Genomic DNA, 24,750 nt, shown 5'->3' with positions numbered 1-24,750 from the left:
TATTGTTATTTTTGTGTCTCTACCTTGGGTGTTAACCTAGGCTTTATTCTTCTTCGCTTCGTTCAACGCTCTGATCCGGCTTGCCAACGAATAGAGACGAATGAAGCCGCCCGCGTGGCTTTGGTCATACACAACATCTTCACCAAAGGTCGCAAACTCTTCCGAGTACAAGCTGTTTTCAGAACGTTTTTGCGTCACTGTCGCTTGCCCTTTGTAAAGCTTCACAACCACTTCACCATTAACATCCTGTGCCAGCTCATCGGCTGCGGCCATGATGGATTTACGCAGCGGAGTGAACCAACGCCCATCGTATACAAGATGCGACGCTTTGACACCCAGTTCTTCACGAAATTCGAATGAGGCTTTATCGAGCACTAACTGCTCAACAGCACGCAACGCTTCCATCATGATGGTGCCTCCTGGGGTTTCATAACAACCACGAGACTTCATACCAACCAAACGGTTTTCAACGATGTCGATACGACCAACTCCGTGTTTAGAGCCTTTCTCATTAAGGTAAACGAGTGCGTTGTAAGGCGTCATCAGTTCACCATCGACGCCAACGACTTCGCCTTTCGCGACCTGCAGTGTGACAAACTCTGGCTCATTTGGCGCTTGTTCTGGATCTACTGTCCATACCCAACAATCCTCATTAGGGGCGTTCCAAGTACTCTCAAGCACGCCACCTTCGGTCGAAATGTGCCACGCGTTCGCATCACGCGAGTAAATTTTCGTCAATGAAGCGGCGCAAGGAATGTTACGCTCAGCAAGGAAATCAAGACACTCTTCACGACTCACGATGTCCCACTCACGCCAAGGGGCAATCACATGTAAATCAGGCGCTAGGGCTGCAAACGCACCTTCAAAACGCACTTGGTCATTACCTTTTCCCGTACAGCCGTGACACAGCGCATCGGCACCCACTTTACGCGCTACTTCAACTTGCGCTTTGGCAATGATTGGGCGAGCCATTGACGTCCCAAGCAGGTATTTACCTTCGTAATAAGCACCTGTTTTTAGTGTTGGGTAGATGTATTCAGCGACCATCTCTTCTTTAAGATCGACCACATAACACTCTGACGCGCCAGACGCTTTCGCTTTCTCTTCGATGCCGACCAATTCTTCTTCACCTTGGCCGACATCGGCAACAAAGGCAACCACTTCACAATCGTAGTTTTCTTTTAACCACGGAATGATCACCGATGTATCTAGACCGCCAGAATATGCGACAACGACTTTATTGACTTGAACCTTGCTCATCTTACTTTCTCCATTTCCCGGCGCTGCGCTTGGCGGTCAGTGCTCTGGGTGATTAATTACTTACAGCTGTTATCAACAACTGATTAAATGCGTTTATTGAGGTAAAAATTGGGTCCCGATACTTTCGCCCGCAAACAATTTGCTGAGCTTATCTGGGTAACGCCATGTCGCAACTTCAATCGGGCGACCTAAATCATTTGCCGCTTCCAGCGCCGCTTTCACTTTGACAATCATGCCATCCGTGATCACTTTGCCTTTAATCAGCGCATTGGCCTGCTGCTCATTGAGGCTCGACAACAAATGGCCTTTGCCATCCAGCACACCGCTCACATCGGAAAGCAGAACGAGCTCTGCGTCCAATGCGCCAGCCACTGCAACGGCTGCTTGATCGGCGTTGACATTCATCATTTGGCCATCAGCAGTCAGGCCAATCGAGCTGATAATAGGCAAACCACCAGCGGCTAAAATCGCTTGCACGATTTGTGAATCACCAGGAGAAGCCTTGCCCACTGCGCCGAGTTCTGGATCCAACTCTTCGACTTTGCATAGCCCGCCATCAGCGAGCGATAAACCAACCGCATTTAAGCCATCTTTAATCGCTTGCCCTTGCAGCATTTTGTTGGCTGTCCCAGCCAGCGCGCCTGCAATCAGCGGAATTTGGTCATAAGGCGTGACACGCAAACCTTCTTTCTTCACGGTTTTTAGTTGTAATTTCGCCATCAGGTCATCGACGAGATAACCGCCCCCGTGCACGATGACAATTCGTCGCTGAGCTTGGGCTTGATACAGTGCGATTGCGCCAAACAGTTTGCTTAGCGTTTCAGAACAAGACAGCGCCGCGCCGCCTAACTTAATCACTAATGGATTTTGCTTTGTATCTATCATATTTAACCCTTACGCTTGGTGCGTTACACCAAAGCCGTTAGCTCAGAAAAACCGTAATGAATATTTAAACACTGCATCGCTTGGCTCGATGCCCCCTTTAATAAATTATCGATCGCGGACACGACGATAATATGCTCACCTTGCACTCGCCAACCGAGGTCGCAAAATGGTGTAAATTCAACATCTTTGATGCTCGGCAAGGTTGATTTGAGCCGAACCGCTGGTTTGTTAGCGTACGCCTTCTCAAAAGCATGGCTGACTTGTTGCTCTGAAATACCTGATGCAAGCTTCATTGTCACGGTGGCCAAAATACCGCGTTTGAAATTCCCTAAGTGAGGCGTAAAAATCACATCACATCCTAAATGGGCGACGATTTCAGGTTGGTGGCGATGAGTAAACACGCCGTATGGCTGTAAGCTCACTTCACAAAAACTGTTGGTTAATGTCGCTTTTCTGCCCGCGCCGGTGACACCGCTGGTGGCATTAATCACCGGCCATTGAGTTGTATCTAACAAACCCGCTTCAACCAAAGGCTTTATCGCAAGTTGCGATGCGGTTGGATAGCAACCCGCAACAGCGATCAATTGGCTCTGCTTAATTGCCTCACAATTCCATTCCGCCAGTCCATAAACCGCGTTTTCTAACCATTTAGGGTGTTGATGTTTAAAACCATAGTAATTTTGGTAAAAATCATCACCTTTGACGCGAAAAGCACCAGAAAGGTCGAAAACTTGACAATTTTGCGCAAGAAAAATAGGCGCGAGATCATGGCTCACCTCATGAGCCGTAGCTAAAAACACCACATCACATTGGCTTGCAACGCTCACCGGATCCATTAATGGTTGTACCTGCATGTCGACAATACCGGAGAGTTTGCCATGCAGCTCAGCCATTGGTTTTCCAGCATCTAGGCTATTGGCGGAAACGTATAAACCTGATAGCGTGAGTTGTGGGTGTTTTTGCACCATATACGCCAACTCAGCGCCGGTATAACCGCTAGCTCCGATAATTGTGGTTTTCAACATCTCGTGACATCCAATTTCAAGGTAAAAAAGACAATCTAAAAATGACTATAAATTTCAAAAAAGACACTTAACTCGGTTTTTTATTCACACAAAGTGATTTAATATGTGTTTTACCTTCTCGCAATTACTCTGTCAATACTAGGAGCAAAGATAATATGCAATTACCCAGTTTTCTTGAGGTTTACCAAGGTCTGATTTCAACCTCTTCCATCAGCTCCACAGATGCTCGTTGGGACGAAGGTAACCAGAATGTGATTGATAAATTGGCAAGCTGGTTTTCCAGCTTAGGGTTTGTAGTCGACACCATTGAAGTCGCGCCGGGAAAATACAATTTAGTGGCGAAGAAAGGTTGCGGCGAAGGTGGCCTACTGCTCGCGGGGCACAGTGATACCGTTCCATTTGACGAAGGACGTTGGAATTTTGAACCACACGCGTTAACGCAAGCCAATGATCGTTTCTATGGCTTAGGCACGGCAGACATGAAAGGCTTTTTTGCTTTTATCTACGAAGCGGTGAAAAAAGTCGATTGGAGTAAACAGAGTAAACCGCTGTATGTGTTGGCGACCTGTGATGAAGAAACCACCATGCTCGGCGCACGTCATTTCACTGAACATGCACCATTTCAACCGGATTACTGCATTATTGGTGAGCCGACTAGCCTTGTGCCCATCCGCGGCCATAAAGGCCACGTAGCCAACGCTATTCGAGTGACAGGAAAATCGGGCCACTCTTCTGATCCTGCTCTGGGCGTAAATGCCATCGAAATCATGCATGAAGTGCTGTTCGCGTTAATGCAACTGCGCGACAAATTGATCAAAGAGTACCATCACCCAGGCTTTGCCATTCCTCACCCGACTTTGAACCTCGGTCATATCCACGGTGGCGATAGTCCAAACCGCATTTGTGGCTGCTGCGAATTGCATTACGATGTGCGCCCGCTGCCCGGCATGAGTCTAGATGGGCTCGATAACTTGCTGCGCAGTGCACTGAATGAAGTCAGTGCAAAATGGCCCGGCCGCATTGAGATTACCGCGCTGCATGATGCGATTCCGGGTTATGAATGTCAGCATGATCACCCCTTTATTGGCAACATTGAAGAGATTTGCAATACCGCTTCACAAACCGTGAATTACTGTACTGAAGCACCGTTCTTACAACAATTATGCCCAACACTGGTACTCGGCCCAGGTTCGATCGATCAAGCGCATCAACCGGATGAATTCCTAGCGTTTGAATTTATTGATCCAACCATCTCGACTTTGTCCAAAGCAATGTATAAATACTGCTTCTAGCCTACCAAGCTTACTCAAGCGATAAATGCCTGACAGCGTTTCTACGGTCGGGCATTTTTGTAATAAAATTTCAGTAATTTACGCCAATTATTCACCAAATGATCACGTTCAATAACATTCAGCAATAATCGTAAAAATAGTCGGCTTTATTTGACTCTACAGGGATCTTTTCGCTAGATTGTGTACTTAGCAAGGAACAATGGATGTAATTTTTTTACAAGGCAGGATGACAATGAACGAAAAATACGCTGCGCTCAAAAGTAACGTGAGCATGCTTGGCCGTTTGCTGGGCAACACCATTCAGGACGCCCATGGTGACGTTATCTTAGAGAAAGTGGAAACCATCCGAAAACTTTCAAAATCAGCCCGTAATGGCAATCAAGCCGACCGAGACAGCTTGGTTGAAGAGATCAAAAACCTTCCCAACGAACAGCTCACCCCAGTAGCGCGGGCATTCAACCAATTTCTTAACTTAACCAACATGGCCGAGCAGTACCACACCATTTCACGTCACTGTGAAGAACATGTGTGTGAGCCTGATGCGATTAATTTACTGTTTACTAAACTGAATCAAAATAAAATCAGTAAATTGGATGCTGCTCAAGCGGTACGCGATCTCAATATCGAGTTAGTGCTAACGGCTCACCCAACCGAAATTACACGCCGCACGATGATCAACAAGCTGGTGAAAATTAACGAGTGTCTCTCCAAGCTTGAACTCAGTGATCTTTCATTTAAAGAGCGCCAAAAAACCGAACGCCGTTTAGAACAGTTGATCGCGCAAAGCTGGCATTCAGATGTGATTCGTAAGCAGCGCCCTACGCCACTGGATGAAGCAAAATGGGGCTTTGCGGTGGTGGAAAATTCTCTATGGCAAGCCGTGCCTGATTTTCTTCGTGAATTTGATGAGCACCTCACCAACTACTTAGGTGAAGGACTACCAATTGATGCACGCCCTGTGCATTTCTCTTCGTGGATGGGCGGCGACCGTGATGGTAACCCCTTTGTGACTCATAAAATCACTCGTGAAGTAATGCTGCTTTCTCGCTGGAAAGCGGCCGATCTCTACCTAGGTGATATCAATGAGCTGGTCAGCGAATTGTCGATGACCAAATGCAGTGACGCGCTACGCGATTTGGCTGGCATAGATGAACACGAACCTTATCGCGCTATTCTCAAACGCCTGCGTGAACTACTCAGCGAAACACTAGAAGTGTTGGATGCCAAGATCAATGGCCAACAACTGGCACGCAAAGCACCACTGCAAAATATCGCACAGTTGTGGGAACCGCTTTATGCCTGCTACCAATCTTTACATCAATGCGGCATGGGCGTCATTGCCGATGGCTCGCTGCTTGATACTCTGCGCCGGATTAAAGCGTTTGGTGTGCATCTTGTACGTTTGGACATTCGCCAAGAGAGCACTCGTCACTCTGATGTGATCTCCGAGCTCACCCGTTATTTAGGCATTGGTGATTATGACCAGTGGAGCGAGCAAGACAAAATTGCGTTTCTCACCAATGAGTTGAGCTCAAAACGTCCTTTGTTACCTCGTGACTGGCAGCCTTCAGAAGCGGTACAAGAGGTGATCGACACCTGTAAAATCGTTGCTTCTCAGCCTCGCGAAGCCTTTGGTGCTTATGTGATTTCGATGGCTCGTACCGCATCAGATGTACTTGCCGTACATCTATTGTTGCAAGAATGTGGTTGCCCTTACCGCATGGACGTTTGTCCACTGTTCGAAACTTTGGATGATTTAAACAACGCAGAAACGGTGATCCGCCAACTAATGGGCATTGATCTCTATCGTGGCTTTATTCAAAACCACCAGATGGTGATGATTGGTTACTCTGATTCCGCTAAAGATGCAGGTGTAATGTCCGCCGGTTGGGCGCAATACAGCGCAATGGAAGCTTTGGTTAATGTCAGTGAAGAGGCCGGAATTGAACTGACACTATTCCATGGACGTGGCGGCACCATTGGTCGCGGGGGCGCTCCAGCACATGCGGCACTGCTTTCACAACCACCCAAAAGCTTAAAAGGTGGCTTGCGTGTGACGGAGCAAGGCGAAATGATCCGCTTTAAACTTGGTCTACCAGAAGTAGCGGTCAATAGTTTTACGATGTACGCCAGCGCCATTTTAGAAGCAAACCTGCTGCCACCACCAGAGCCAAAACAAGATTGGCGCGACTTAATGGAGGTATTGTCTGAGGTCTCTTGCGAAGCGTATCGCCATATTGTTCGCGGCGAGCCGGACTTTGTCCCGTACTTCCGCCAAGCAACGCCAGAGCTAGAGCTGGGTAAATTGCCGCTCGGTTCACGTCCGGCTAAACGCAACCCTAATGGTGGAGTCGAAAGCTTACGTGCAATCCCGTGGATCTTCTCTTGGAGCCAAAACCGCCTCGTGCTACCAGCCTGGCTAGGTGCGGGAGAAGCAATTCAGTTTTCTATCGATAAAGGACACCAAGCACTGCTGGAAGAGATGTGCCGTGAATGGCCATTTTTCTCAACGCGTTTGGGCATGCTAGAGATGGTTTACTCCAAGTGCAACATTGAAATCTCACGCTATTACGATGAACGCTTAGTCGATGAATCGTTACGCCCGCTCGGTGAGCGTTTGCGTTCTCAATTACAGAAAGACATCAAAGCGGTGTTAAATGTAGAAAACAATGAGAACTTGATGCAAAGCGATCCTTGGGGTCAAGAGTCAATCCGTTTGCGCAATATCTATGTTGAGCCATTAAATATGCTGCAAGCAGAGCTGTTGTACCGCACTCGCAAAACCGAAACCGCACCAGCAGAGTTAGAAGAAGCCTTAATGGTGACTATCGCGGGTATTGCAGCAGGAATGCGTAACACAGGCTAAGTAACAGCATTTTGTTTCACAAACTAGCTAAAAGGCCGCCTCTGTGCGGCTTTTTATTTTAAATCACAAAAATTATTGAGCATATTATCAGTTTTTTAAGCTAAACTAACAAAGTATTCTACTTTATGCTTATTATTTAGATATACTACTGCTCCTCTGCGGTAGCATACAAACATAACAAATCGCAGGTCGATATGCGTCACGCATATAATCCTAGGTGATAAACGGCTTTTTAAGGTGACACAACCCACTCCGTCAATAGAACGGTGGGTGTTGCTTAAACTCATTCATGATTGATGCCATCAGAAGCACAACACGAGTTTGAGCAAGTTGTTTTTGAGTTTATTAACCATTTGGATTAAAGACATGTCATTACCACACGTTATCCTCACTGTTTTGAGCACTCGCGATGCCACAGGGTACGACATCACAAAAGAGTTCTCTTCGAGCATTGGCTATTTTTGGAAAGCCAGCCACCAACAAGTTTACCGCGAACTGAATAAAATGGGTCAACAAGGCCTAGTCACTTGTGTATTAGAACCGCAAGATGGCAAGCCAGATCGTAAAGTTTACTCCATCACCGATGCAGGTCGCAGCGCTTTAGGTGAATGGTTTGACCAACCTACAGCTCACCCAACCGTACGTGATGAATTTAGCGCTAAATTGATCGCTTGCTCGGTACAACCAGCAACACCTTACCGAATTCAACTGGGTGAATTAGTTGAAGAATCGAAAAAACTGGTTGCTCACTACAAAGAGATTGAGTCTGCGTACTATGCAACACCAGCTACTCTCGATAAGTTACAGCGCCTTGAGCGTCTAACACTACGCCGCAACCTACTGGTTCGCCAAGCGTGGGTTGATTGGGCTGAAGAAGTGCTTGCTGAACTCGATGCAATGGCTTAATGCCAACCATAAAAAAGGGTGATGCTCTGTGAGCATCACCCTTTTTGTTTTCCGCGACCAAATCAAATACCATCACCGGCAATGAAACTTTGAGAACGGCCATTAAATTGTTGGTCCATATCTAACGAAGGCTTATCGGTTTGCGGACGACCGACAATTTTGGCTGGCACTCCAGCGACGGTAGTGTGCGGAGGCACCGCTTGCAATACCACCGAACAAGAACCAATTTTCGCCCCTTCGCCCACTTCAATATTACCGAGAATTTTGGCACCCGCGCCAATCATCACGCCTTCACGAATTTTCGGGTGGCGATCGCCGCACTCTTTACCCGTTCCGCCTAGCGTTACATCTTGTAAAATAGAGACATCATTCTCCACCACCGCGGTTTCACCGATCACAATGCCCGTAGCATGGTCAAGCATGATGCCGCGACCAATACGTGCAGCAGGATGGATGTCCACTTGGCAAGCTACCGAGATTTGGTTTTGAAAATAGGTAGCCAACGCCACTCGACCTTGCTTCCATAACCAGTTCGCGACGCGATAGCCTTGTAAGGCATGGTAGCCCTTGAGATAAAGTAGAGGCATTGAAAACATAGATACCGCGGGGTCACGATTGACAGTCGCGCAGATGTCACACGCCGCCGCTTCCATAATGCTGGGGTCTGCGGCAAATGCCTCTTCGACCACTTCACGCACCGCCATCGCTGGCATTGAGGCCGTATTCAGCTTATTGGCAAGAATGTAGCTCAAGGCCGAGCTTAAACTATCATGCTTAATAATAGTGGCATGATAAAAACTAGCCAGCATCGGTTCTTGTTCTGACTGCTCGCGCGCCTCTTTGACTATGGCTTGCCACACTTTGAGTTTTTCGCAATGTTTCATCGTTGGTTGATCACCCTTCCTCATCCAATCTCTAGAGCGTCAATGTAGATTGCTAATAGGCTTTGTGCCTAATCATGAGCAATGAATTAGCGTTCTGCTTTTTTATCACGAGCCAGCAAATCTTGTGCTGCAACACGCGCATCTTTTCCTTGATACAGCACTTGATAGATTTGATCAACTATTGGCATTTCAACCTCCATGCGCGCCGCTAATAACCACACCTCTTTGGTGTTGCGATAACCTTCAACCACTTGGCCAATTTCTTGCTGCGCCGTATCCACATCTTTTCCTTGTCCCAGCGCCAAACCAAAGCGGCGGTTACGTGATTGGTTATCGGTGCAAGTGAGTACTAAGTCACCCAATCCGGCCATCCCCATAAAGGTTTCAGGCTGAGCACCTAACGCTGCACCCAAACGGCACATTTCGGCCAGACCGCGCGTAATCAATGCAGTACGCGCATTCGCACCAAAGCCAATCCCATCGGACATGCCAGCGCCAATCGCAATCACGTTTTTAACCGCACCACCTAGCTGCATGCCAATAAAATCACTATTGGCGTAAACGCGGAAAGTTTTGCTGCAGTGAATTTTGCCTTGCAGATCTTCGACAAACTGCGCGTCAGGCGAAGCAACAGAAATTGCGGTAGGCATTCCCATCGCCAACTCTTTAGCAAAAGTCGGCCCAGATAACACTGCCAATGAATAGCGCTCGCCAATGGTGTCATAGGCCACATCCATCAGTAACCGGCCCGTTTCAGGTTCAAGCCCTTTGGTTGCCCAACAAATACGGGAATCATCACGTAAGTGAGGCTTTAAACTATTCATAACAAGGCCAAATACGTGGCTCGGAACTACAACCAACAAATCGCGGCTCGCTTGTACCGCTTTTTTCAAATCGGTTTCCACAATCAGCGAATCGGGAAAATCAATACCGGGTAAAAATTCTTGGTTAGCACGATCAGCGTCAAGACGAGCCATATGCTTAGCATCGTGTCCCCAAAGGACAACATTAGCACCGTTACGTGCTAAAGAAATCGCCAGAGATGTGCCGTAAGAACCCGCACCAACTACTGTCATGGTGATCGCTTTACCGTAAATACTGTTAGGATCTGTCATTGTTTCGTCCATTGCTATTCGTGTTGTCATGTTATACCTAAATTCCTTCCGATACAGCTTTCAATACGGAGTAACAAGGAACGGAGGTATTGGCATTCGAAATAAACAAAAAATGCACAACGCACCATCATTATCTGGGATGCTTTGTGCATTTTTTATCATCAAAGTCTGACGTGGAACGCCAACGTTAATGATCTCACGTCATTAACGATTAAGCTTCTGCTTGCTCGCCTTGAGTCGCTTGTTGTTGTAGGTAGTTCATGAACAATGCATCAAAGTTCACTGGTGCAAGGTTAAGTTGTGGGAATGTCCCTTTAACAACTAAGCTAGAAATCGTTTCACGTGCATATGGGAACAGAATGTTCGGGCAGAATGCACCTAAACAATGGGCAAGTTGACCCGCTTCCATTTTTTCAGCAGTAAAAATACCACCTTGTTGCACTTCGCATAAGAACGCGATTTCTTCCGCGTTTTTCACTGTCACTGTTAGGCGTAATACGACTTCATACACACCTTCACCCAGATCACGACTTTGAGTGTCAAGATCCAACTTCACATCTGGATTCCACTCTTTTTGGAACATAACAGGTGAGTTTGGCGCTTCAAAAGAGACATCTTTTAGAAAGATACGTTGAATTGCGAAATTTTGTTGTGCTGTTTGTTGTGCGGCTTCAGCCATGATTAAATCCTTAAATACTTACAAATTCAGTGTTGCTTTTAGACTAACCGAGCTGATTTCGAATGACTAGATGAGCTCACGATTACGTGGAAAACATCACAACTCTTAGCATCAAATGCTGGCTTTTCAGCCAGCACACTCAGTTCAAGATAACCGCGATCAGTGAATTATTTATTGCCACGAACCAATGGCAAGTTCGCTTCATTCCAAGCTACAAGACCATTTTTCAGTAAATTCACATTCTCAAACCCAGCTTTGGCAAGCAGGTTGGCACTCTCTTGCGCGGTTTGACCCGTTTTACATACCACAATGATTGGGTCAGACTTGTGCTTTTCAAGGCTAGCCAAGTTACCGGATTTAATATCTGACGGTAAAATGTGAACCGCATCGGTAATATGGCCTTTTTTAAATTCATCTTTCGTGCGGATATCGACAACAACACCGTTTTCACGATTCATTAAAAGCGTCGTTTGTGAAGCGGTGATCTCTTTATAGGCTGCCGTGGTTGATTTCACGATGCTCATGATTAAGGCGACGAGAATACCTACCCATGCCAAAGATAGAATCATATTGTGTTGGAAAAATTCGATGTACTCTTGCATATTCTGTGCTCTTGCAATGTGGGCTTAAAATCAGACAAGGAGTATAACGAGGTTGTCAGCCAGACGCGAGGGCTTACATTGCATAATAAGAAACTGTTGCCGTTTTTCAGCGCGCTCATCGCACTACAAGCGCGCAATCCACATCAGCTTAAAAGCTTAAGCTATCGGAAAAGGAAAAGCCGTCACGTTATCAATATGATCTTGGCCTAACGCCAGCATAATCAAGCGATCAATACCAAGCGCTACTCCTGAACATTCAGGTAAGCCAGCCTCTAACGCTGCTATCAAGTGGTAATCAATCGGCTGTTCGACCAGCCCCATCGTTTTACGCTTTTGGTTATCCGCTTCAAAACGAGCCAGTTGCTCTTGTGGGTTGTCCAGCTCATGAAAACCATTCGCAAGTTCAATCCCTTTGAAATAGACCTCAAAGCGATCCGCAACACGATGATCTTGCGGGTTAATCTTAGCTAGTGCCGCTTGTGATGCAGGAAAATCGTAAACAAAAACGGGTACCTGTTGACCAATTTCCGCCTCAACACCGACACTAAATAGCAGTTGCAGTAAGGTATCTCTATCCTCTTCTGGCTCAGCAATGTCACTTAGACCTAATCGGCTCGCAGCCGCTTTTAACTCGTTCATTGAGCCTTCTAACGGACAAACCCCAAGTACCTGTAAAAATGCTTGTTGGTAGCTCATCTTCTGCGCCGCTCCACACTGCAAAATAAGTTGCAGCAATTGATCCATCTCATCCATTAAATCATGGTGAGTAAAACCAACCCGATACCACTCTAACATCGTAAATTCTGGGTTGTGATAGCGGCCATTTTCCTCGTTGCGAAACGCTTTATTGATCTGATAAATCGAACCACTCCCCGCCGCCAAAAGTCGTTTCATATGAAACTCTGGGCTTGTCATTAAATAAAGTTGACGGCCATCAGCATACCCTGGGCCAACAAATTGGGTTTGGAAGGTTTGCAAATGAATGTCGGTTACCGTGGCATGACTCATGGCTGGTGTATCGACTTCCAATACATCTCGTAGTTCAAAGAAATGGCGGATCTGCTTGAGTAACTGAGCACGCTGTTTGAGTTGTGATATTGATGCGGTTGGCATCCAGTTTTTTCTATTCATGTTCTGGCACACATAAGTTTGGATGATATGAATTTTACTGACTTAAAGCGCAATTCCAAATTCTAACGTGATTATTATCACACAAAGAAAAATAAGTATGCTCGCGCTTGCACTTCCGAAGCAAAAACCTAACAGAATCAATTTTTTCCTTACACAGCTCTTCTACACTACCCGTACCACTTAAGGCTTACGAACCTTTAACTATAACAAGCGGATTTTCCGCATCACACACCGGAGGATAACTGTGCAAATTATCACCACAGATATCGCAGTCATCGGCGCAGGCGGCGCTGGTCTTCGCACTGCAATTGCAGCCGCTGAAGCAAACCCTGATTTAGAAGTTGCTCTGATTTCTAAAGTTTATCCTATGCGATCTCATACGGTTGCAGCGGAAGGAGGCTCAGCAGCAGTTATCAAGGAAGAAGATAGCCTTGACAACCACTTCAACGATACCGTTGGTGGTGGAGATTGGCTATGTGAACAGGATGTTGTTGAATATTTTGTGGCCAACTCGACCCGCGAGATGGTGCAAATGGAACAGTGGGGTTGCCCATGGAGCCGTAAAGAAAATGGCGAAGTAAACGTACGCCGTTTTGGTGGCATGAAAGTCGAACGTACTTGGTTTGCGGCTGACAAAACAGGCTTCCACATGCTTCACACCCTCTTCCAAACTTCAATGAAGTACCCACAAATCAATCGATTTGATGAGTATTTCGTGGTGGATCTACTTGTTGAAGATGGCGAAGTTCAAGGGCTTATCGCGATTCATATGTCCGAAGGTGAGCTAGTAACCATCAAAGCAAAATCTGTAGTATTAGCCACTGGTGGCGCGGGCCGTGTGTACCACTGCAACACCAACGGCGGCATTGTAACCGGCGATGGTATGGCGATGGCTTATCGTCATGGCGTCCCTCTACGCGATATGGAGTTCGTGCAATACCACCCAACTGGCCTACCTGGCACGGGTATTTTGATGACGGAAGGCTGCCGCGGTGAAGGTGGCATCATCGTCAATAAAAATGGCTATCGTTATCTGCAAGATTACGGTATGGGCCCAGAAACTCCGGTGGGTCAGCCTAAAAACAAATACATGGAACTCGGTCCTCGCGACAAAGTTTCTCAAGCTTTCTGGCATGAACAACAGAAAGGCAACACCATCAAACATCCGCTTGGTGATGTGGTGCTGCTTGATCTTCGCCACCTCGGTGAAGAGTACTTACAAGAGCGTTTGCCGTTTATCTGCGAATTGGCGAAAGCTTACGTCAACGTTGATCCAGCAAAAGAGCCGATCCCAATTCGTCCAACCGTACACTACACCATGGGTGGTATCGAAACGGATGGACAATGTGAAACGCGCATCAAAGGTCTGTTTGCTGTCGGCGAATGTGCCTCGGTTGGCTTGCATGGTGCAAACCGTTTGGGTTCTAACTCGTTAGCTGAATTTGTGGTTTTTGGCCGCGTTGCGGGTGAAAGTGCAGTGAAACGCGCAGCGGAATTCAAAGGTTGGAACGATGAATCTATCGCCAAACAAGTCAAAGCCGTAGAAGAGCGTATTGCAGCGTTAATGAACCAAGAAGGTGATGAAAACTGGGCCACCATTCGCACTGAGATGGGTCACACCATGGAAGCGGGTTGTGGTATCTACCGCCAAGAAGATTTAATGCAAGCGACGATTGATAAAATCACCGAGCTAAAAGCACGCTACAAGAACATTAGCATTAAAGATAAAGGCAAAGTGTTCAACACCGACCTTCTGTACGCTATCGAAGTCGGTTATGGCCTTGAAGTGGCTGAAGCTATGGTTCACTCAGCTATCTTGCGTAAAGAATCTCGCGGTGCGCATCAGCGTTTAGACGAAGGTTGTACTGAGCGTGATGATGTGAACTACCTCAAGCACTCTTTAGCTTTCTATCAACCTGATGCTGCTCCAAGTATCGACTACAGCGCAGTTAAGATCACGAAATCTCAGCCGAAAGCTCGTCTCTATGGTGAAGCGGCAGAACAGGCTGCCGCTGCGGAAAAAGCGGCAGAAGAGAAAAGCGCAGAGGAGCAAAAATAATGTCAGCAAATCGCATTCAAAAAGTAGACATTTTGCGCTACGACCCAGAAAAAGACGCTAAACCACGCCTGCAAGCGTTTGAAGTTCCCTTTGATGACACCATGTCAGTGCTCGACGCGATTGGCTACATCAAAGATAACCTCGATAAGGATCTCTCTTATCGCTGGTCTTGCCGTATGGCGATCTGCGGTTCGTGTGGTGTGATGGTCAATGGCGTACCTAAATTGGCTTGTAAAAGCTTCCTGCGCGATTACCCCAATGGCGTGAAGATTGAACCTTTAGCCAACTTCCCAATTGAAAAAGATTTGATCGTGGATATGACTTCGTTTATCGAGCGTCTTGAAGCCATTAAACCCTACATCATTGGCAACGATCGCAAACCTGAAGATGGCACCAACTTACAAACGCCAGAGCAAATGGCCAAATACAAACAATTTGCTGGTTGTATTAACTGCGGTCTTTGCTACGCGGCCTGCCCTCAGTTCGGTTTGAACCCTGAGTTTATTGGCCCCGCAGCATTAACCCTTGCTCACCGCTACAACTTAGATAGCCGTGACCATGGTAAAGCCGAGCGTATGAAGCTCATCAATGGTGATAACGGTGCTTGGGGTTGTACCTTTGTTGGTTACTGCTCTGAAGTGTGTCCAAAACACGTTGATCCAGCAGCAGCCGTCAACCAAGGCAAAGTTGAATCTTCAATGGACTTCGTGATTGCCATGCTAAAACCTGACGGTTCACCAAAGAAAGTGGAGGGATAAGGATGAGTAACCGTAAACCTTACGTTCGTGAAATGACACGTACTTGGTGGAAAGATCACCCATTCTACCGCTTCTACATGTTGCGTGAAGCCACGGTACTGCCACTGATATTCTTTACCTTATTCCTTACCTTTGGCTTGGGCTGCTTGGTTAAAGGCCCTGAAGCATGGGAAGGCTGGCTAAGCTTTATGGCAAACCCAATTGTGGTCGCAATCAATATTGTCGCGTTAGCGGGGAGTTTGCTGCATGCACAAACCTTCTTTAGCATGATGCCACAAGTGATGCCAATCCGCTTGAAAGGTAAGCTAATCGACAAGAAAATCATCGTCTTAACTCAGTGGGCAGCGGTTGCGTTTATCTCACTGATTGTTCTCATCGTGGTGTAGGAGCTTATAGTCATGAACAACAATTATAAGGTAAATCGCACGCCAAAACGTTCTGATGAACCTATCTGGTGGGGGCTGTTTGGTGCCGGTGGAACATGGTTTGCGATGATTACCCCGATCACCATTCTCGTGTTGGGTATTTTAGCACCATTAGGCATTATCGATGCTGAAGCAATGAGTTATGAACGCGTTTCGAGTTTTGCAACTAGCATCATCGGCGCGCTGTTCATCATCGGCACATTAGCTTTACCGATGTGGCATGCCATGCACCGTGTCCACCACGGTATGCATGACCTAAAATTCCACACCGGTTTAGTGGGTAAAATCGCTTGTTATGCGTTTGCTGGGCTGATTTCCGCGCTCGCTGTCGTTTTTATCTTTATGATTTAAAGATGGAAAAGTGATGACATCAAAGAGCTGCCTCGGCAGCTCTTTTTTATTACGGCACTCACTCAGCTTTGGAGCAATAAAAAAGGCCGCTTACCGAGCGACCTTCTTACTTACTTTGAGGTGATTATTTGACTCGACCTACGTATTCGCCAGAGCGGGTATCCACTTTGATCACTTCACCGATAGAGATGAACAGTGGCACACGTACCACAGCACCTGTGACCAACGTAGCGGGTTTACCACCCGTACCTTGCGTATCGCCTTTCAAGCCTGGATCAGTTTCAGCCACTTCAAGTTCAACAAAGTTTGGTGGCGTTACCGCAATTGGGTTGCCGTTCCAAAGCGTCAACATGCAAGTGTTGTTTTCCACTAGCCATTTTGCGCTTTCACCCACCGCTTTATTATCCGCCGCAATTTGCTCGAATGTTTCATTATTCATAAAGTGGTAGAATTCGCCGTCGTTATAGAGATAATCAAGATCGATATCCATTACGTCAGCCGTTTCTACTGAATCACCTGACTTAAATGTTTTTTCCAACACTTTGCCAGAAAGAAGTTTACGGATTTTGACACGGTTGAAGGCTTGGCCTTTACCTGGTTTCACATATTCATTTTCGAGAATGACACAAGGCTCATTATCAAGCATAATTTTGAGACCGCCTTTAAATTCATTCGTGCTAACAGTAGCCATTTTTTCCTCTTACCATTCTTCGAGTTAAATTCAATGCCGCATATAATAACCCGAAAACTTGATTCTGTTGAGCAAAACTGGCTTCAACAATTAACGAATGCGATCTCAAACCCTGCCGAGCTTCTCCAGCAGTTAGAGATTGATCCTGCCCTTTGGCAAAACGGGTTTGCCGCACGCAAACTCTTCGCACTACGAGTGCCACAAAGTTTTGTTGATCGCATGGAAAAAGGAAACCCTTACGATCCCCTGTTGCGTCAAGTTTTACCACTCAATGAAGAGTTTGAATGGCATGATGGGTACTCAAATGATCCGCTTGATGAGCAAAACAATGCCATTCCGGGATTGCTGCATAAATACCGCAACCGAGTGCTAATGATAGTCAAAGGTGGTTGTGCAATTAACTGCCGTTACTGCTTTCGTCGTCATTTCCCCTACCAAGAGAATAAAGGCTCAAAGCAGGTGTGGCAGCAAAGCGTCGACTATATTGCCGCGCATCCCGAACTCAATGAGGTCATTTTATCGGGCGGTGATCCGTTAATGGCGAAAGATGAAGAACTGCGTTGGCTCATCGATGCAATCAGCAGCGTGCCTCATATTAAACGGTTGCGTATTCACTCGCGCTTGCCCGTGGTGATCCCCGCTCGAATCACCAATGCATTGTGTGATCTGCTGCGTGAAACTCGCTTACAAGTCATTTTGGTGACGCACATTAACCATGCCAATGAAATCAATCTAGAATTCAAACAGCAGATGAGTCGTCTGCGCGCCATCAATGTTACCTTACTCAACCAAGGTGTATTGTTAAAAGGTGTTAATGATAGCGTTGACGCGCAAGTCGCGCTCAGCGAAACGTTATTTGATGCAGGAATTTTGCCTTATTACTTGCATGTGCTGGATAAAGTGCAAGGCGCAGCGCACTTTTTTGTTAGTGATCAAAAAGCAAAAGAAATAATGGCAGGTGTCATTGAGCGAGTCTCGGGCTATCTTGTTGCTAAGCTAACTCGAGAAATCGGTGGCAGAGCCAGTAAAACGCCACTCGATCTGCATCTTGAGTAATTACAGAACTTCAAAAGAGCGGTTCGGTGTCAATCAACGAACTCTTACCTTCATACTTTTGGGAAAACCATCATGCAATCTCTCGGACAATTTCTTGATCTTAGTCCATTCAGTTGGTCTGCATTATTGTGCTGTGCTATCAATGGGTTACTGATTGGCGTTGAACGCCAAACCCGCGGTAAACCTGTGGGCATTCGCACATCAATATTAATCATCTCAGGGACTTATCTCTTTCTAGCGATGGCAGTATCACTGTCCCCTAACACCTTAGATCAAGCTCGCGTGCTTGGACAAATTATTACTGGGGTTGGTTTTTTAGGCGCAGGCGTGATGATGACTCAAGATGGGAAAATCCATGGCGTCACCTCAGCCGCTGTTATTTGGGTACTGGCATCACTGGGATTGATGATCGGTCTTGGTTACTTACAGCAATCCATCATTGTCACGGTATTAGCATTGTGTGTGTTGTATGGCGTGGATAAGGTAGAAAATAGCTTTCAAAGTTTGCGCCGTGGTGTTCATCAACGCTTTCGTCGTCGTACATAAGGTGAAAAAAAGAGCAGCTTGAGGCTGCTCTTTCGATTTCAATTCATCGGCTATTTAGCAAAGTTGATGATAGGAAAACACTTAAAGAAACCGTTATCCGCACAGTTAATTAGACCAACCTGAACACCTTCAATTTTTGTGGTTTTGTTGAACAAACCCACTTGCACTTTCGATGTATCAGAGAAGTTTGCTGCACCAACATCAACCATGGTATTACCTTCAGAGTAGTTCACTAGACTGACGTTAGCACCTTGTACATTGTTGGTCAGATTCACTACACCCACGTTAGCACCCACGGTTTGCCCTGTATTCCAGTTTAACAAACCGAGTGAAGCACCAGTCATCTCTTGATTGACTTTCGATGCCCCTAAAAGACCTAAATTTACACCCGTCGTAGAGTCAGTTTCAGATAATCCAACAACGGCGAGATCTAAGCCTTTAACTTCATTCACTTTACCGTAAAGAGCCGCAACACGAACACCTGATACCGCATTTTCATCCGGCGCATTGAAGTTATTAATGGAAGAAAACATAACTGGAGTGCCAGCCATCGCAACAGAAGAAGATAACGCAGCCACTACGGCTAGTGCTGAAAGTACTTTTTTCATAAAGATCTCCATTGACCAATGAAACCGTTAATATTTGGTTTGTTCACGCTATTTCACTCACATCATCACCAAATTGTGATCAGTGAAGAGACGAAGTCTAGAAGAGTCGGATCACTCAAACGTCAGGATTGAGCTAATTATGCGAAAAAAAACCGGAGGCAAGCTCCGGTTTCTTATTGAGAGAGGATGATTACATCATCCCTCCCATACCGCCCATGCCGCCCATATCAGGCATTGCCGCTTCTTTCTTCGGTAGCTCAGTCACCATAGCTTCTGTGGTGATCATAAGGCCCGCGACTGAAGCTGCGAACTGTAGCGCACTACGAGTCACTTTGGTTGGATCCAAAATACCCATGTCGATCATATCGCCATATTCACCCGTCGCAGCGTTGTAACCATAGTTACCTTCACCAGCGCGAACATTGTTAGCCACAACAGAATCCTCTTCGCCCGCGTTTTTCACGATTTGACGAATTGGTGCTTCCATCGCACGTAGTGCAACACGAATACCTACGTTTTGCTCTTCGTTGTCACCTTCAAGGCCCGCAACTTTAGCAGCCGCACGGATCAGTGCAACACCACCACCCGCAACCACGCCTTCTTCAACGGCTGCGCGAGTTGCATGCAGTGCATCTTCTACGCGATCTTTCTTCTCTTTCATTTCAACTTCAGTGGTTGCACCGACTTTGATCACTGCAACGCCACCTGCCAGTTTGGCCACGCGCTCTTGTAGTTTTTCTTTGTCGTAATCTGAAGTTGCGTCTTCAATTTGTTGACGAATTCGTGCAACGCGACCTTTAATGGCTTGCTCTTCACCTGCACCATCAATGATGGTGGTGTTTTCTTTAGTGATAGAGATGCGCTTCGCTTGACCCAAATATTCTAGTGTCACTTTTTCAAGCTCAAGACCGATCTCTTCAGAAATCACAGTACCGCCCGTTAGGGTAGCAATGTCTTGTAGCATCGCTTTACGGCGATCACCAAAACCAGGTGCTTTCACGGCAGCAACTTTTACAATGCCACGCATGTTGTTCACAACCAGCGTCGCCAATGCTTCACCTTCAACATCTTCCGCCACAATCAGTAGTGGACGAGAAGCTTTTGCTACCGCTTCAAGTGCAGGAAGCAGTTCGCGAATGTTAGAAATTTTCTTATCAACCAATAGGATGAATGGGCTATCTAGATCAACACTGCCCGCTTCTTGGTTATTAATGAAGTAAGGAGATAGGTAACCACGATCAAACTGCATACCTTCCACTACATCGAGTTCATCTTGCAGTGCTTGACCTTCTTCAACAGTGATAACGCCATCTCGGCCCACTTTTTCCATCGCTTCAGCAATGATGTTACCCACGCTTGAATCCGAGTTCGCAGAAATAGTACCCACTTGCGCAATCGCTTTAGTGTCTGAACAAGGTACTGAAAGCTCTTTCAACGCTTCAACCGCCGCCACGACAGCTTTGTCGATGCCACGCTTAAGATCCATTGGGTTCATACCCGCTGCTACAGCTTTCAAGCCTTCAGTGATGATCGCTTGCGCTAATACCGTTGCGGTTGTCGTTCCGTCACCCGCTGCATCGTTAGCTTGAGAAGCAACTTCTTTCACCATTTGTGCACCCATGTTCTGGAATTTGTCTTCCAGTTCAATTTCACGCGCAACAGTGACACCATCTTTGGTGATAATAGGTGAACCAAACGATTTATCTATCACAACGTTACGGCCTTTAGGGCCAAGGGTGACTTTTACTGCATCGGCTAGAATATTAACGCCTTCTAGCATTTTAATACGTGCATCGTTACCAAATTTAACGTCTTTAGCAGCCATCTTTAATTTCCTTTTCTAAATTCTGTTTTAATCAATCGTTTTTGAATCAGAGCAAAAATTACTCAATGCTTACTCGACAATCGCCATGATGTCGTTTTCAGACATAATGAGCACTTCTTTACCGTCGATCTTTTCCGTTTTAGTACCGTAGCTTTCTGCAAAAATAACCGTATCACCTACTTTGACATCCAGCGGTTGTACCGAACCATTTTCAAGGATTCGGCCTTTGCCTACTGCTAAGATGACGCCACGAGTCGACTTCTCTGCAGCGGAACCTGTTAGAACAATGCCACCAGCAGATTTAGATTCAACTTCTTGGCGTTCAACGATAACTCGGTCGTGTAATGGACGAATGTTCATCGGTCGTCTCTCCTGATTAGATTTTCCGTTAGGTTTATGAAAAGGCTGATTACTCAGCTCGTGAGTGATATGTGGGGGAGCAAGCAAGGGATCCCAAGGGGGGAAAGCGAAAATTTTGTGATCTATTTAACGAATTGATAGCGAATCTTGGTTCTGTGCTGACAAAAGTTACTAGCGGCTCATCCTGTATAGTCAATAATTTGCTTTATTAAGCTGCTTCTTCATAATAGATAAGGCAAACAGAGGAATGCGATGAAAACCATTGACCGAATACTTCAAACCATCAAACGCGATGGAGCGGTAACCGCTAAACGACTGGCCGACGACCTAGGTATTACCACCATGGGGGCTCGCCAGCACCTACAAAGTTTGGAAGATGATGGCATTGTGGCGTTTCATGATGTCAAAGTAAAAGTCGGACGCCCTACTCGACACTGGTCTTTGACACAACAAGGCCACGACCAATTTGCTGATCGGCATGGCGAGTTGATCATCCAAGTGATTGATGCTGTTGAGCACCTTTTTGGTAAAGAAGGACTAGCCAAAGTGGCGGCAGAGCGTGAAGCTCACACATTAGCACAGTATCAACACGCATTAATTGATTGCCACAGTTTAGAAGAAAAACTAGCCAAGCTAGTGACGCTTCGTGAGCAAGAAGGCTATATGGCAGAGCTCATACCATCAACGAACGGTTACACTTTAATTGAGAACCATTGCCCTATCTGTAAAGCTGCGGCACGCTGCCCTAATCTGTGCCAATCTGAACTTAATATTTTCCAAACGTTGATCGGTGAGCAATATGTAGTTGAACGGAGCGAACACATCATTATGGGTGAGCGTCGCTGCCGTTATCAAATCACACCACGCTAAGATCGTCTCATTAGTAAGAAATGGCGATTTCGTTCCAACTCCTACCTTATTGATCGGTTATGCTTTCATTGTGTTGATAAAATAATCAACAGAGAAATAGTGTAAAGGAGAAAGATATGGAGCCCCCTCAAAAACAGGCCTTACCTTCTTTTGATGAGTTGGTTGAACTTGCCAAACATAATCCAGATGCCTTTACGCAACTGAAAAAAGATATCTGTGAAGAGATGATCCTCTCCTCTTCCAACAACATGCAAGACAGGTTATGGGCTCAGCAAAGTCACATTGACTTGGTGGTGAGCCAATGCAAAAACCCTGTCCATGCTAATGTTATGCTGATGCGTGAGCTCGGCGAACAGATGATGAAATTTAGAAATGCCTTAGATGGCGAATCGGCACGCACTCAACCGAGCGCGACCATCATTCCATTTGTGCCGCGCCACAGCGACTGGCGTTAACCTCGCTATTTGAAGCTTTTTAAAACAACAGGAGGCATTGGCCTCCTGTTGTTTCATCAATTTTTTTCTATCAAGTTTACTCAGGTTCAGGTCCGTAGCGGTTGCGGCTTTGCGTTCCCTTCATAAAACCACATTCGACTAAAATCCATGAGCCACAAACCAGTGCGACCAGCGATACCAATGACTCTGTCATACTGGCTTGAGTGGCAATCTCAGCACTGGCAAAAGGCATACTCATACGGCCTATCACCAAGGGGACATTAAGCAATAACCACCAAGCAGACTTATCTCTGTCATGCCAACGTTTTACCGTGATGGCCAAATCAGGCAGTAACACCACTAGCAAAAACAGCGGCAAGATCAGGTGCGTATAGGCAGGAAATATTTGGTTTGCAGCGAGTGCGAAGCCCATAATGGACGCGTAATAACAGAGATTCCACATCCAAAATACTTTGCGCCCGATGCGTCCTTGAAATGAAAATAGCAGTTCTTTAATCGACATCTTGTTACCTAAAATGGTTAATTTACAACCTTTTGGAAGCAATCTTTATCCATATCACGCACATTCACGGTCAGACTCCTGACTTGACTAGCTTGCTGTTGCAATACCGTCATTAATTGACGTGACAACTCTCTTTTTTGTTCAGGTGTCCGCCCTGACAGCAAATCAAAGCTGAGGTGAATAAAATCAACACTGTCGCCCTCTTCACCAATGCACCAATGGTGGCAGCGTAGCGCCCGTGATTTCACTGAGTCAGCGTCAAATAATCCGCAGCGAAGTGCGACTTGGTGAAGATCTTCCAATAACCCTTGAACATTCACACGTTCATCCACAGAGTTCGAGTATTCCATAACAAGGTTGGGCATACGAATTCCTTTTCTTCATTCATGATCAAATTTCAACACTGGTGAGCCTTATTGGTATCACTAGCTTTTCTTTTAACAGCCACTAATAGCAATTAATCTCGTAAAATCCGAGCCATTATCGGCTATTCTGTCTATCTGATCACTGATAAGGGGTGTCACGCATTGCTTAAGATCCCATAAAGTCATGACTCGAATCATGATCTGACCGATTTTATCTGTTATATTCTTTCGCAATCACGTTTATTTTTGACATTCATTCATTTTAACTTTGATAGATAATGGAGATATTCCTATGCGTCATCCTGTAGTTATGGGTAACTGGAAACTAAACGGCAGCAAAGAGATGGTTGTTGAGCTGCTAAATGGTCTGAATGCAGAGCTTGAAGGCGTAACGGGTGTTGACGTAGCCGTTGCTCCACCAGCACTTTTTATTGACCTAGCAGAGCGCACTCTGACCGATGCGGGTAGCGCGATCATTCTGGGTGCCCAAAACAGCGACGTACACAACAGTGGCGCATTCACTGGCGATATGTCTCCAGCAATGCTGAAAGAATTCGGTGCAACACACATCATCATTGGTCACTCTGAGCGTCGTGAATACCACAACGAATCCGATGAATTTGTGGCGCAAAAATTTGCATTCCTAAAAGAAAATGGCCTAACACCAGTACTTTGTATCGGTGAATCTGAAGCACAAAACGAAGCTGGCGAAACAGTAGCCGTATGTGCACGTCAACTTGACGCTGTGATCAACACTCAAGGTGTTGAAGCGCTAGAAGGTGCGATCATCGCTTACGAACCAATCTGGGCGATCGGCACAGGTAAAGCAGCAACAGCAGATGATGCTCAACGTATTCACGCCGCCATTCGCGCACACATTGCTGCAAAATCAGAAGCAGTCGCGAAGAATGTCGTTATCCAATACGGCGGTTCTGTAAAACCTGAAAACGCAGCAGCTTACTTCGCACAACCAGACATTGATGGTGCTCTAGTTGGCGGCGCAGCACTTGATGCGAAAAGCTTTGCAGCTATCGCAAAAGCAGCAGCTGAAGCGAAAAAAGCGTAATTATTCACACTAATTATCGTTAAGAAGGTCAGCATTTGCTGTAATGCCGATCAGTTAAGGCCAAAGTGATCGGTTGAACGATCCTTCAGAGCTGTCAAAATCCAAGTGTATTTAATGCACTTGGATTTTTTTATGGATGTTTCTCAAGCTCTAAACATAATTAATGAT

At 46.1% G+C, this 24,750-nt stretch carries 26 protein-coding genes; 12 read left to right on the top strand and 14 right to left on the bottom strand.

Annotation, left to right across the window (positions count from 1 at the left end; translation table 11 throughout):
- Positions 1-36: 36 nt before the first annotated feature.
- From AACV32_RS00985 to argC, 3 genes are all read right to left on the bottom strand, one after another.
- Complete coding sequence (locus AACV32_RS00985; protein ID WP_017043213.1) at positions 37-1,260, bottom strand: argininosuccinate synthase; 1,224 nt, start codon at positions 1,258-1,260, stop codon at positions 37-39.
- Between the two features lie 93 nt (positions 1,261-1,353).
- Positions 1,354-2,145: an acetylglutamate kinase gene (gene argB / locus AACV32_RS00980; protein WP_017049212.1), complete on the bottom strand. Its 792-nt coding sequence runs from the start codon at positions 2,143-2,145 to the stop codon at positions 1,354-1,356.
- Between the two features lie 23 nt (positions 2,146-2,168).
- On the bottom strand, positions 2,169-3,170 hold the full coding sequence (gene argC / locus AACV32_RS00975; RefSeq protein WP_017049213.1) for an N-acetyl-gamma-glutamyl-phosphate reductase: 1,002 nt from the start codon (positions 3,168-3,170) through the stop codon (positions 2,169-2,171).
- 155 nt (positions 3,171-3,325) lie between these two features.
- Between argC and argE the strand changes: the two genes are divergently transcribed.
- The 3 genes from argE (at position 3,326) to AACV32_RS00960 (ending at position 8,234) form a co-directional block, all read left to right on the top strand.
- A complete protein-coding gene (gene argE, locus AACV32_RS00970; RefSeq protein ID WP_017049214.1) occupies positions 3,326-4,462 on the top strand; it encodes an acetylornithine deacetylase in 1,137 nt (378 codons plus the stop codon).
- Between the two features lie 232 nt (positions 4,463-4,694).
- The gene (gene ppc / locus AACV32_RS00965; protein ID WP_026027423.1) at positions 4,695-7,328 is read left to right on the top strand and encodes a phosphoenolpyruvate carboxylase; all 2,634 of its coding nucleotides are present in this window, start codon (positions 4,695-4,697) and stop codon (positions 7,326-7,328) included.
- A 366-nt stretch (positions 7,329-7,694) separates the two neighbouring features.
- Positions 7,695-8,234 (top strand): PadR family transcriptional regulator, encoded by a 540-nt coding sequence (locus tag AACV32_RS00960; protein ID WP_038149150.1) that lies wholly within the window; start codon positions 7,695-7,697, stop codon positions 8,232-8,234.
- Between the two features lie 62 nt (positions 8,235-8,296).
- On the opposite strand, the gene cysE is transcribed toward AACV32_RS00960, so the two are convergent.
- The 5 genes from cysE to epmA all read right to left on the bottom strand — a co-directional run bounded on the left by cysE (position 8,297) and on the right by epmA (position 12,645).
- Positions 8,297-9,118 carry a serine O-acetyltransferase gene (gene cysE / locus AACV32_RS00955; RefSeq protein ID WP_010317654.1) on the bottom strand — a complete coding sequence of 274 codons (822 nt, stop codon included), beginning with the start codon at positions 9,116-9,118 and terminating at the stop codon, positions 8,297-8,299.
- Positions 9,119-9,204: 86 nt separating this feature from the next.
- On the bottom strand, positions 9,205-10,263 hold the full coding sequence (gene gpsA, locus AACV32_RS00950) for an NAD(P)H-dependent glycerol-3-phosphate dehydrogenase (RefSeq protein ID WP_017043209.1): 1,059 nt from the start codon (positions 10,261-10,263) through the stop codon (positions 9,205-9,207).
- Positions 10,264-10,444: 181 nt separating this feature from the next.
- Complete coding sequence (gene secB / locus AACV32_RS00945) at positions 10,445-10,912, bottom strand: protein-export chaperone SecB (RefSeq protein WP_013855870.1); 468 nt, start codon at positions 10,910-10,912, stop codon at positions 10,445-10,447.
- 167 nt (positions 10,913-11,079) lie between these two features.
- Positions 11,080-11,514, bottom strand: coding sequence for a rhodanese-like domain-containing protein (locus AACV32_RS00940; protein WP_010317649.1), 435 nt, complete (start codon positions 11,512-11,514; stop codon positions 11,080-11,082).
- Between the two features lie 156 nt (positions 11,515-11,670).
- Entirely contained in the window at positions 11,671-12,645 is a 975-nt protein-coding gene (gene epmA / locus AACV32_RS00935; protein ID WP_029190042.1) for an elongation factor P--(R)-beta-lysine ligase, read from the bottom strand.
- Between the two features lie 244 nt (positions 12,646-12,889).
- Here epmA and frdA point away from each other — a divergent pair, with 244 nt between their 5' ends.
- Genes frdA through frdD form a run of 4 tightly spaced genes read left to right on the top strand, consistent with a single transcriptional unit; the run spans position 12,890 to position 16,238 of the window.
- Positions 12,890-14,704: a fumarate reductase (quinol) flavoprotein subunit gene (frdA, locus tag AACV32_RS00930; RefSeq protein WP_013855868.1), complete on the top strand. Its 1,815-nt coding sequence runs from the start codon at positions 12,890-12,892 to the stop codon at positions 14,702-14,704.
- Positions 14,704-15,462, top strand: a complete 759-nt coding sequence (locus AACV32_RS00925) for a succinate dehydrogenase/fumarate reductase iron-sulfur subunit (protein ID WP_017046770.1) — start codon at positions 14,704-14,706, stop codon at positions 15,460-15,462. The genes frdA and AACV32_RS00925 overlap by 1 nt, the downstream gene beginning before the upstream one ends.
- 2 nt (positions 15,463-15,464) lie before the next feature.
- Entirely contained in the window at positions 15,465-15,848 is a 384-nt protein-coding gene (gene frdC / locus AACV32_RS00920; protein WP_017043204.1) for a fumarate reductase subunit FrdC, read from the top strand.
- Between the two features lie 12 nt (positions 15,849-15,860).
- Positions 15,861-16,238 carry a fumarate reductase subunit FrdD gene (gene frdD / locus AACV32_RS00915; RefSeq protein ID WP_010317640.1) on the top strand — a complete coding sequence of 126 codons (378 nt, stop codon included), beginning with the start codon at positions 15,861-15,863 and terminating at the stop codon, positions 16,236-16,238.
- A 124-nt stretch (positions 16,239-16,362) separates the two neighbouring features.
- Here the strand turns inward: frdD and efp are convergent, their stop codons facing one another.
- A complete protein-coding gene (gene efp, locus AACV32_RS00910) occupies positions 16,363-16,929 on the bottom strand; it encodes an elongation factor P (RefSeq protein ID WP_017043203.1) in 567 nt (188 codons plus the stop codon).
- A 33-nt stretch (positions 16,930-16,962) separates the two neighbouring features.
- Here efp and epmB point away from each other — a divergent pair, with 33 nt between their 5' ends.
- Both epmB and AACV32_RS00900 read left to right on the top strand, forming a co-directional pair.
- Positions 16,963-17,985, top strand: a complete 1,023-nt coding sequence (gene epmB / locus AACV32_RS00905; RefSeq protein WP_017047264.1) for an EF-P beta-lysylation protein EpmB — start codon at positions 16,963-16,965, stop codon at positions 17,983-17,985.
- 72 nt (positions 17,986-18,057) lie between these two features.
- Positions 18,058-18,531 (top strand): MgtC/SapB family protein, encoded by a 474-nt coding sequence (locus tag AACV32_RS00900; protein WP_017046772.1) that lies wholly within the window; start codon positions 18,058-18,060, stop codon positions 18,529-18,531.
- A gap of 50 nt (positions 18,532-18,581) precedes the next feature.
- Here the strand turns inward: AACV32_RS00900 and AACV32_RS00895 are convergent, their stop codons facing one another.
- From AACV32_RS00895 to AACV32_RS00885, 3 genes are all read right to left on the bottom strand, one after another.
- On the bottom strand, positions 18,582-19,139 hold the full coding sequence (locus AACV32_RS00895) for a VC2662 family protein (RefSeq protein WP_026027420.1): 558 nt from the start codon (positions 19,137-19,139) through the stop codon (positions 18,582-18,584).
- 190 nt (positions 19,140-19,329) lie between these two features.
- A complete protein-coding gene (gene groL, locus AACV32_RS00890; protein ID WP_170895573.1) occupies positions 19,330-20,964 on the bottom strand; it encodes a chaperonin GroEL in 1,635 nt (544 codons plus the stop codon).
- A 69-nt stretch (positions 20,965-21,033) separates the two neighbouring features.
- A complete protein-coding gene (locus tag AACV32_RS00885) occupies positions 21,034-21,324 on the bottom strand; it encodes a co-chaperone GroES (protein ID WP_010317634.1) in 291 nt (96 codons plus the stop codon).
- Positions 21,325-21,576: 252 nt separating this feature from the next.
- Here AACV32_RS00885 and AACV32_RS00880 point away from each other — a divergent pair, with 252 nt between their 5' ends.
- Both AACV32_RS00880 and AACV32_RS00875 read left to right on the top strand, forming a co-directional pair.
- Entirely contained in the window at positions 21,577-22,194 is a 618-nt protein-coding gene (locus AACV32_RS00880) for a helix-turn-helix transcriptional regulator (RefSeq protein WP_013855859.1), read from the top strand.
- A 116-nt stretch (positions 22,195-22,310) separates the two neighbouring features.
- Complete coding sequence (locus AACV32_RS00875) at positions 22,311-22,649, top strand: DUF3135 domain-containing protein (RefSeq protein ID WP_013855858.1); 339 nt, start codon at positions 22,311-22,313, stop codon at positions 22,647-22,649.
- 76 nt (positions 22,650-22,725) lie between these two features.
- Here AACV32_RS00875 and AACV32_RS00870 read toward each other — a convergent pair whose 3' ends face one another.
- Positions 22,726-23,151, bottom strand: coding sequence for a DUF805 domain-containing protein (locus tag AACV32_RS00870; protein ID WP_026027889.1), 426 nt, complete (start codon positions 23,149-23,151; stop codon positions 22,726-22,728).
- 17 nt (positions 23,152-23,168) lie between these two features.
- Positions 23,169-23,516: a 5-carboxymethyl-2-hydroxymuconate Delta-isomerase gene (locus AACV32_RS00865; RefSeq protein WP_013855856.1), complete on the bottom strand. Its 348-nt coding sequence runs from the start codon at positions 23,514-23,516 to the stop codon at positions 23,169-23,171.
- Between the two features lie 292 nt (positions 23,517-23,808).
- Between AACV32_RS00865 and tpiA the strand changes: the two genes are divergently transcribed.
- Positions 23,809-24,582: a triose-phosphate isomerase gene (gene tpiA / locus AACV32_RS00860; protein WP_026027419.1), complete on the top strand. Its 774-nt coding sequence runs from the start codon at positions 23,809-23,811 to the stop codon at positions 24,580-24,582.
- Positions 24,583-24,750: the final 168 nt, after the last annotated feature.

The sequence above is a fragment of the Vibrio sp. B7 genome (genome assembly GCF_963888765.1).
GTDB classification, from domain to species: Bacteria; Pseudomonadota; Gammaproteobacteria; order Enterobacterales; family Vibrionaceae; genus Vibrio; species Vibrio anguillarum.
This window is presented reverse-complemented; position numbering and strand designations above follow the sequence as displayed.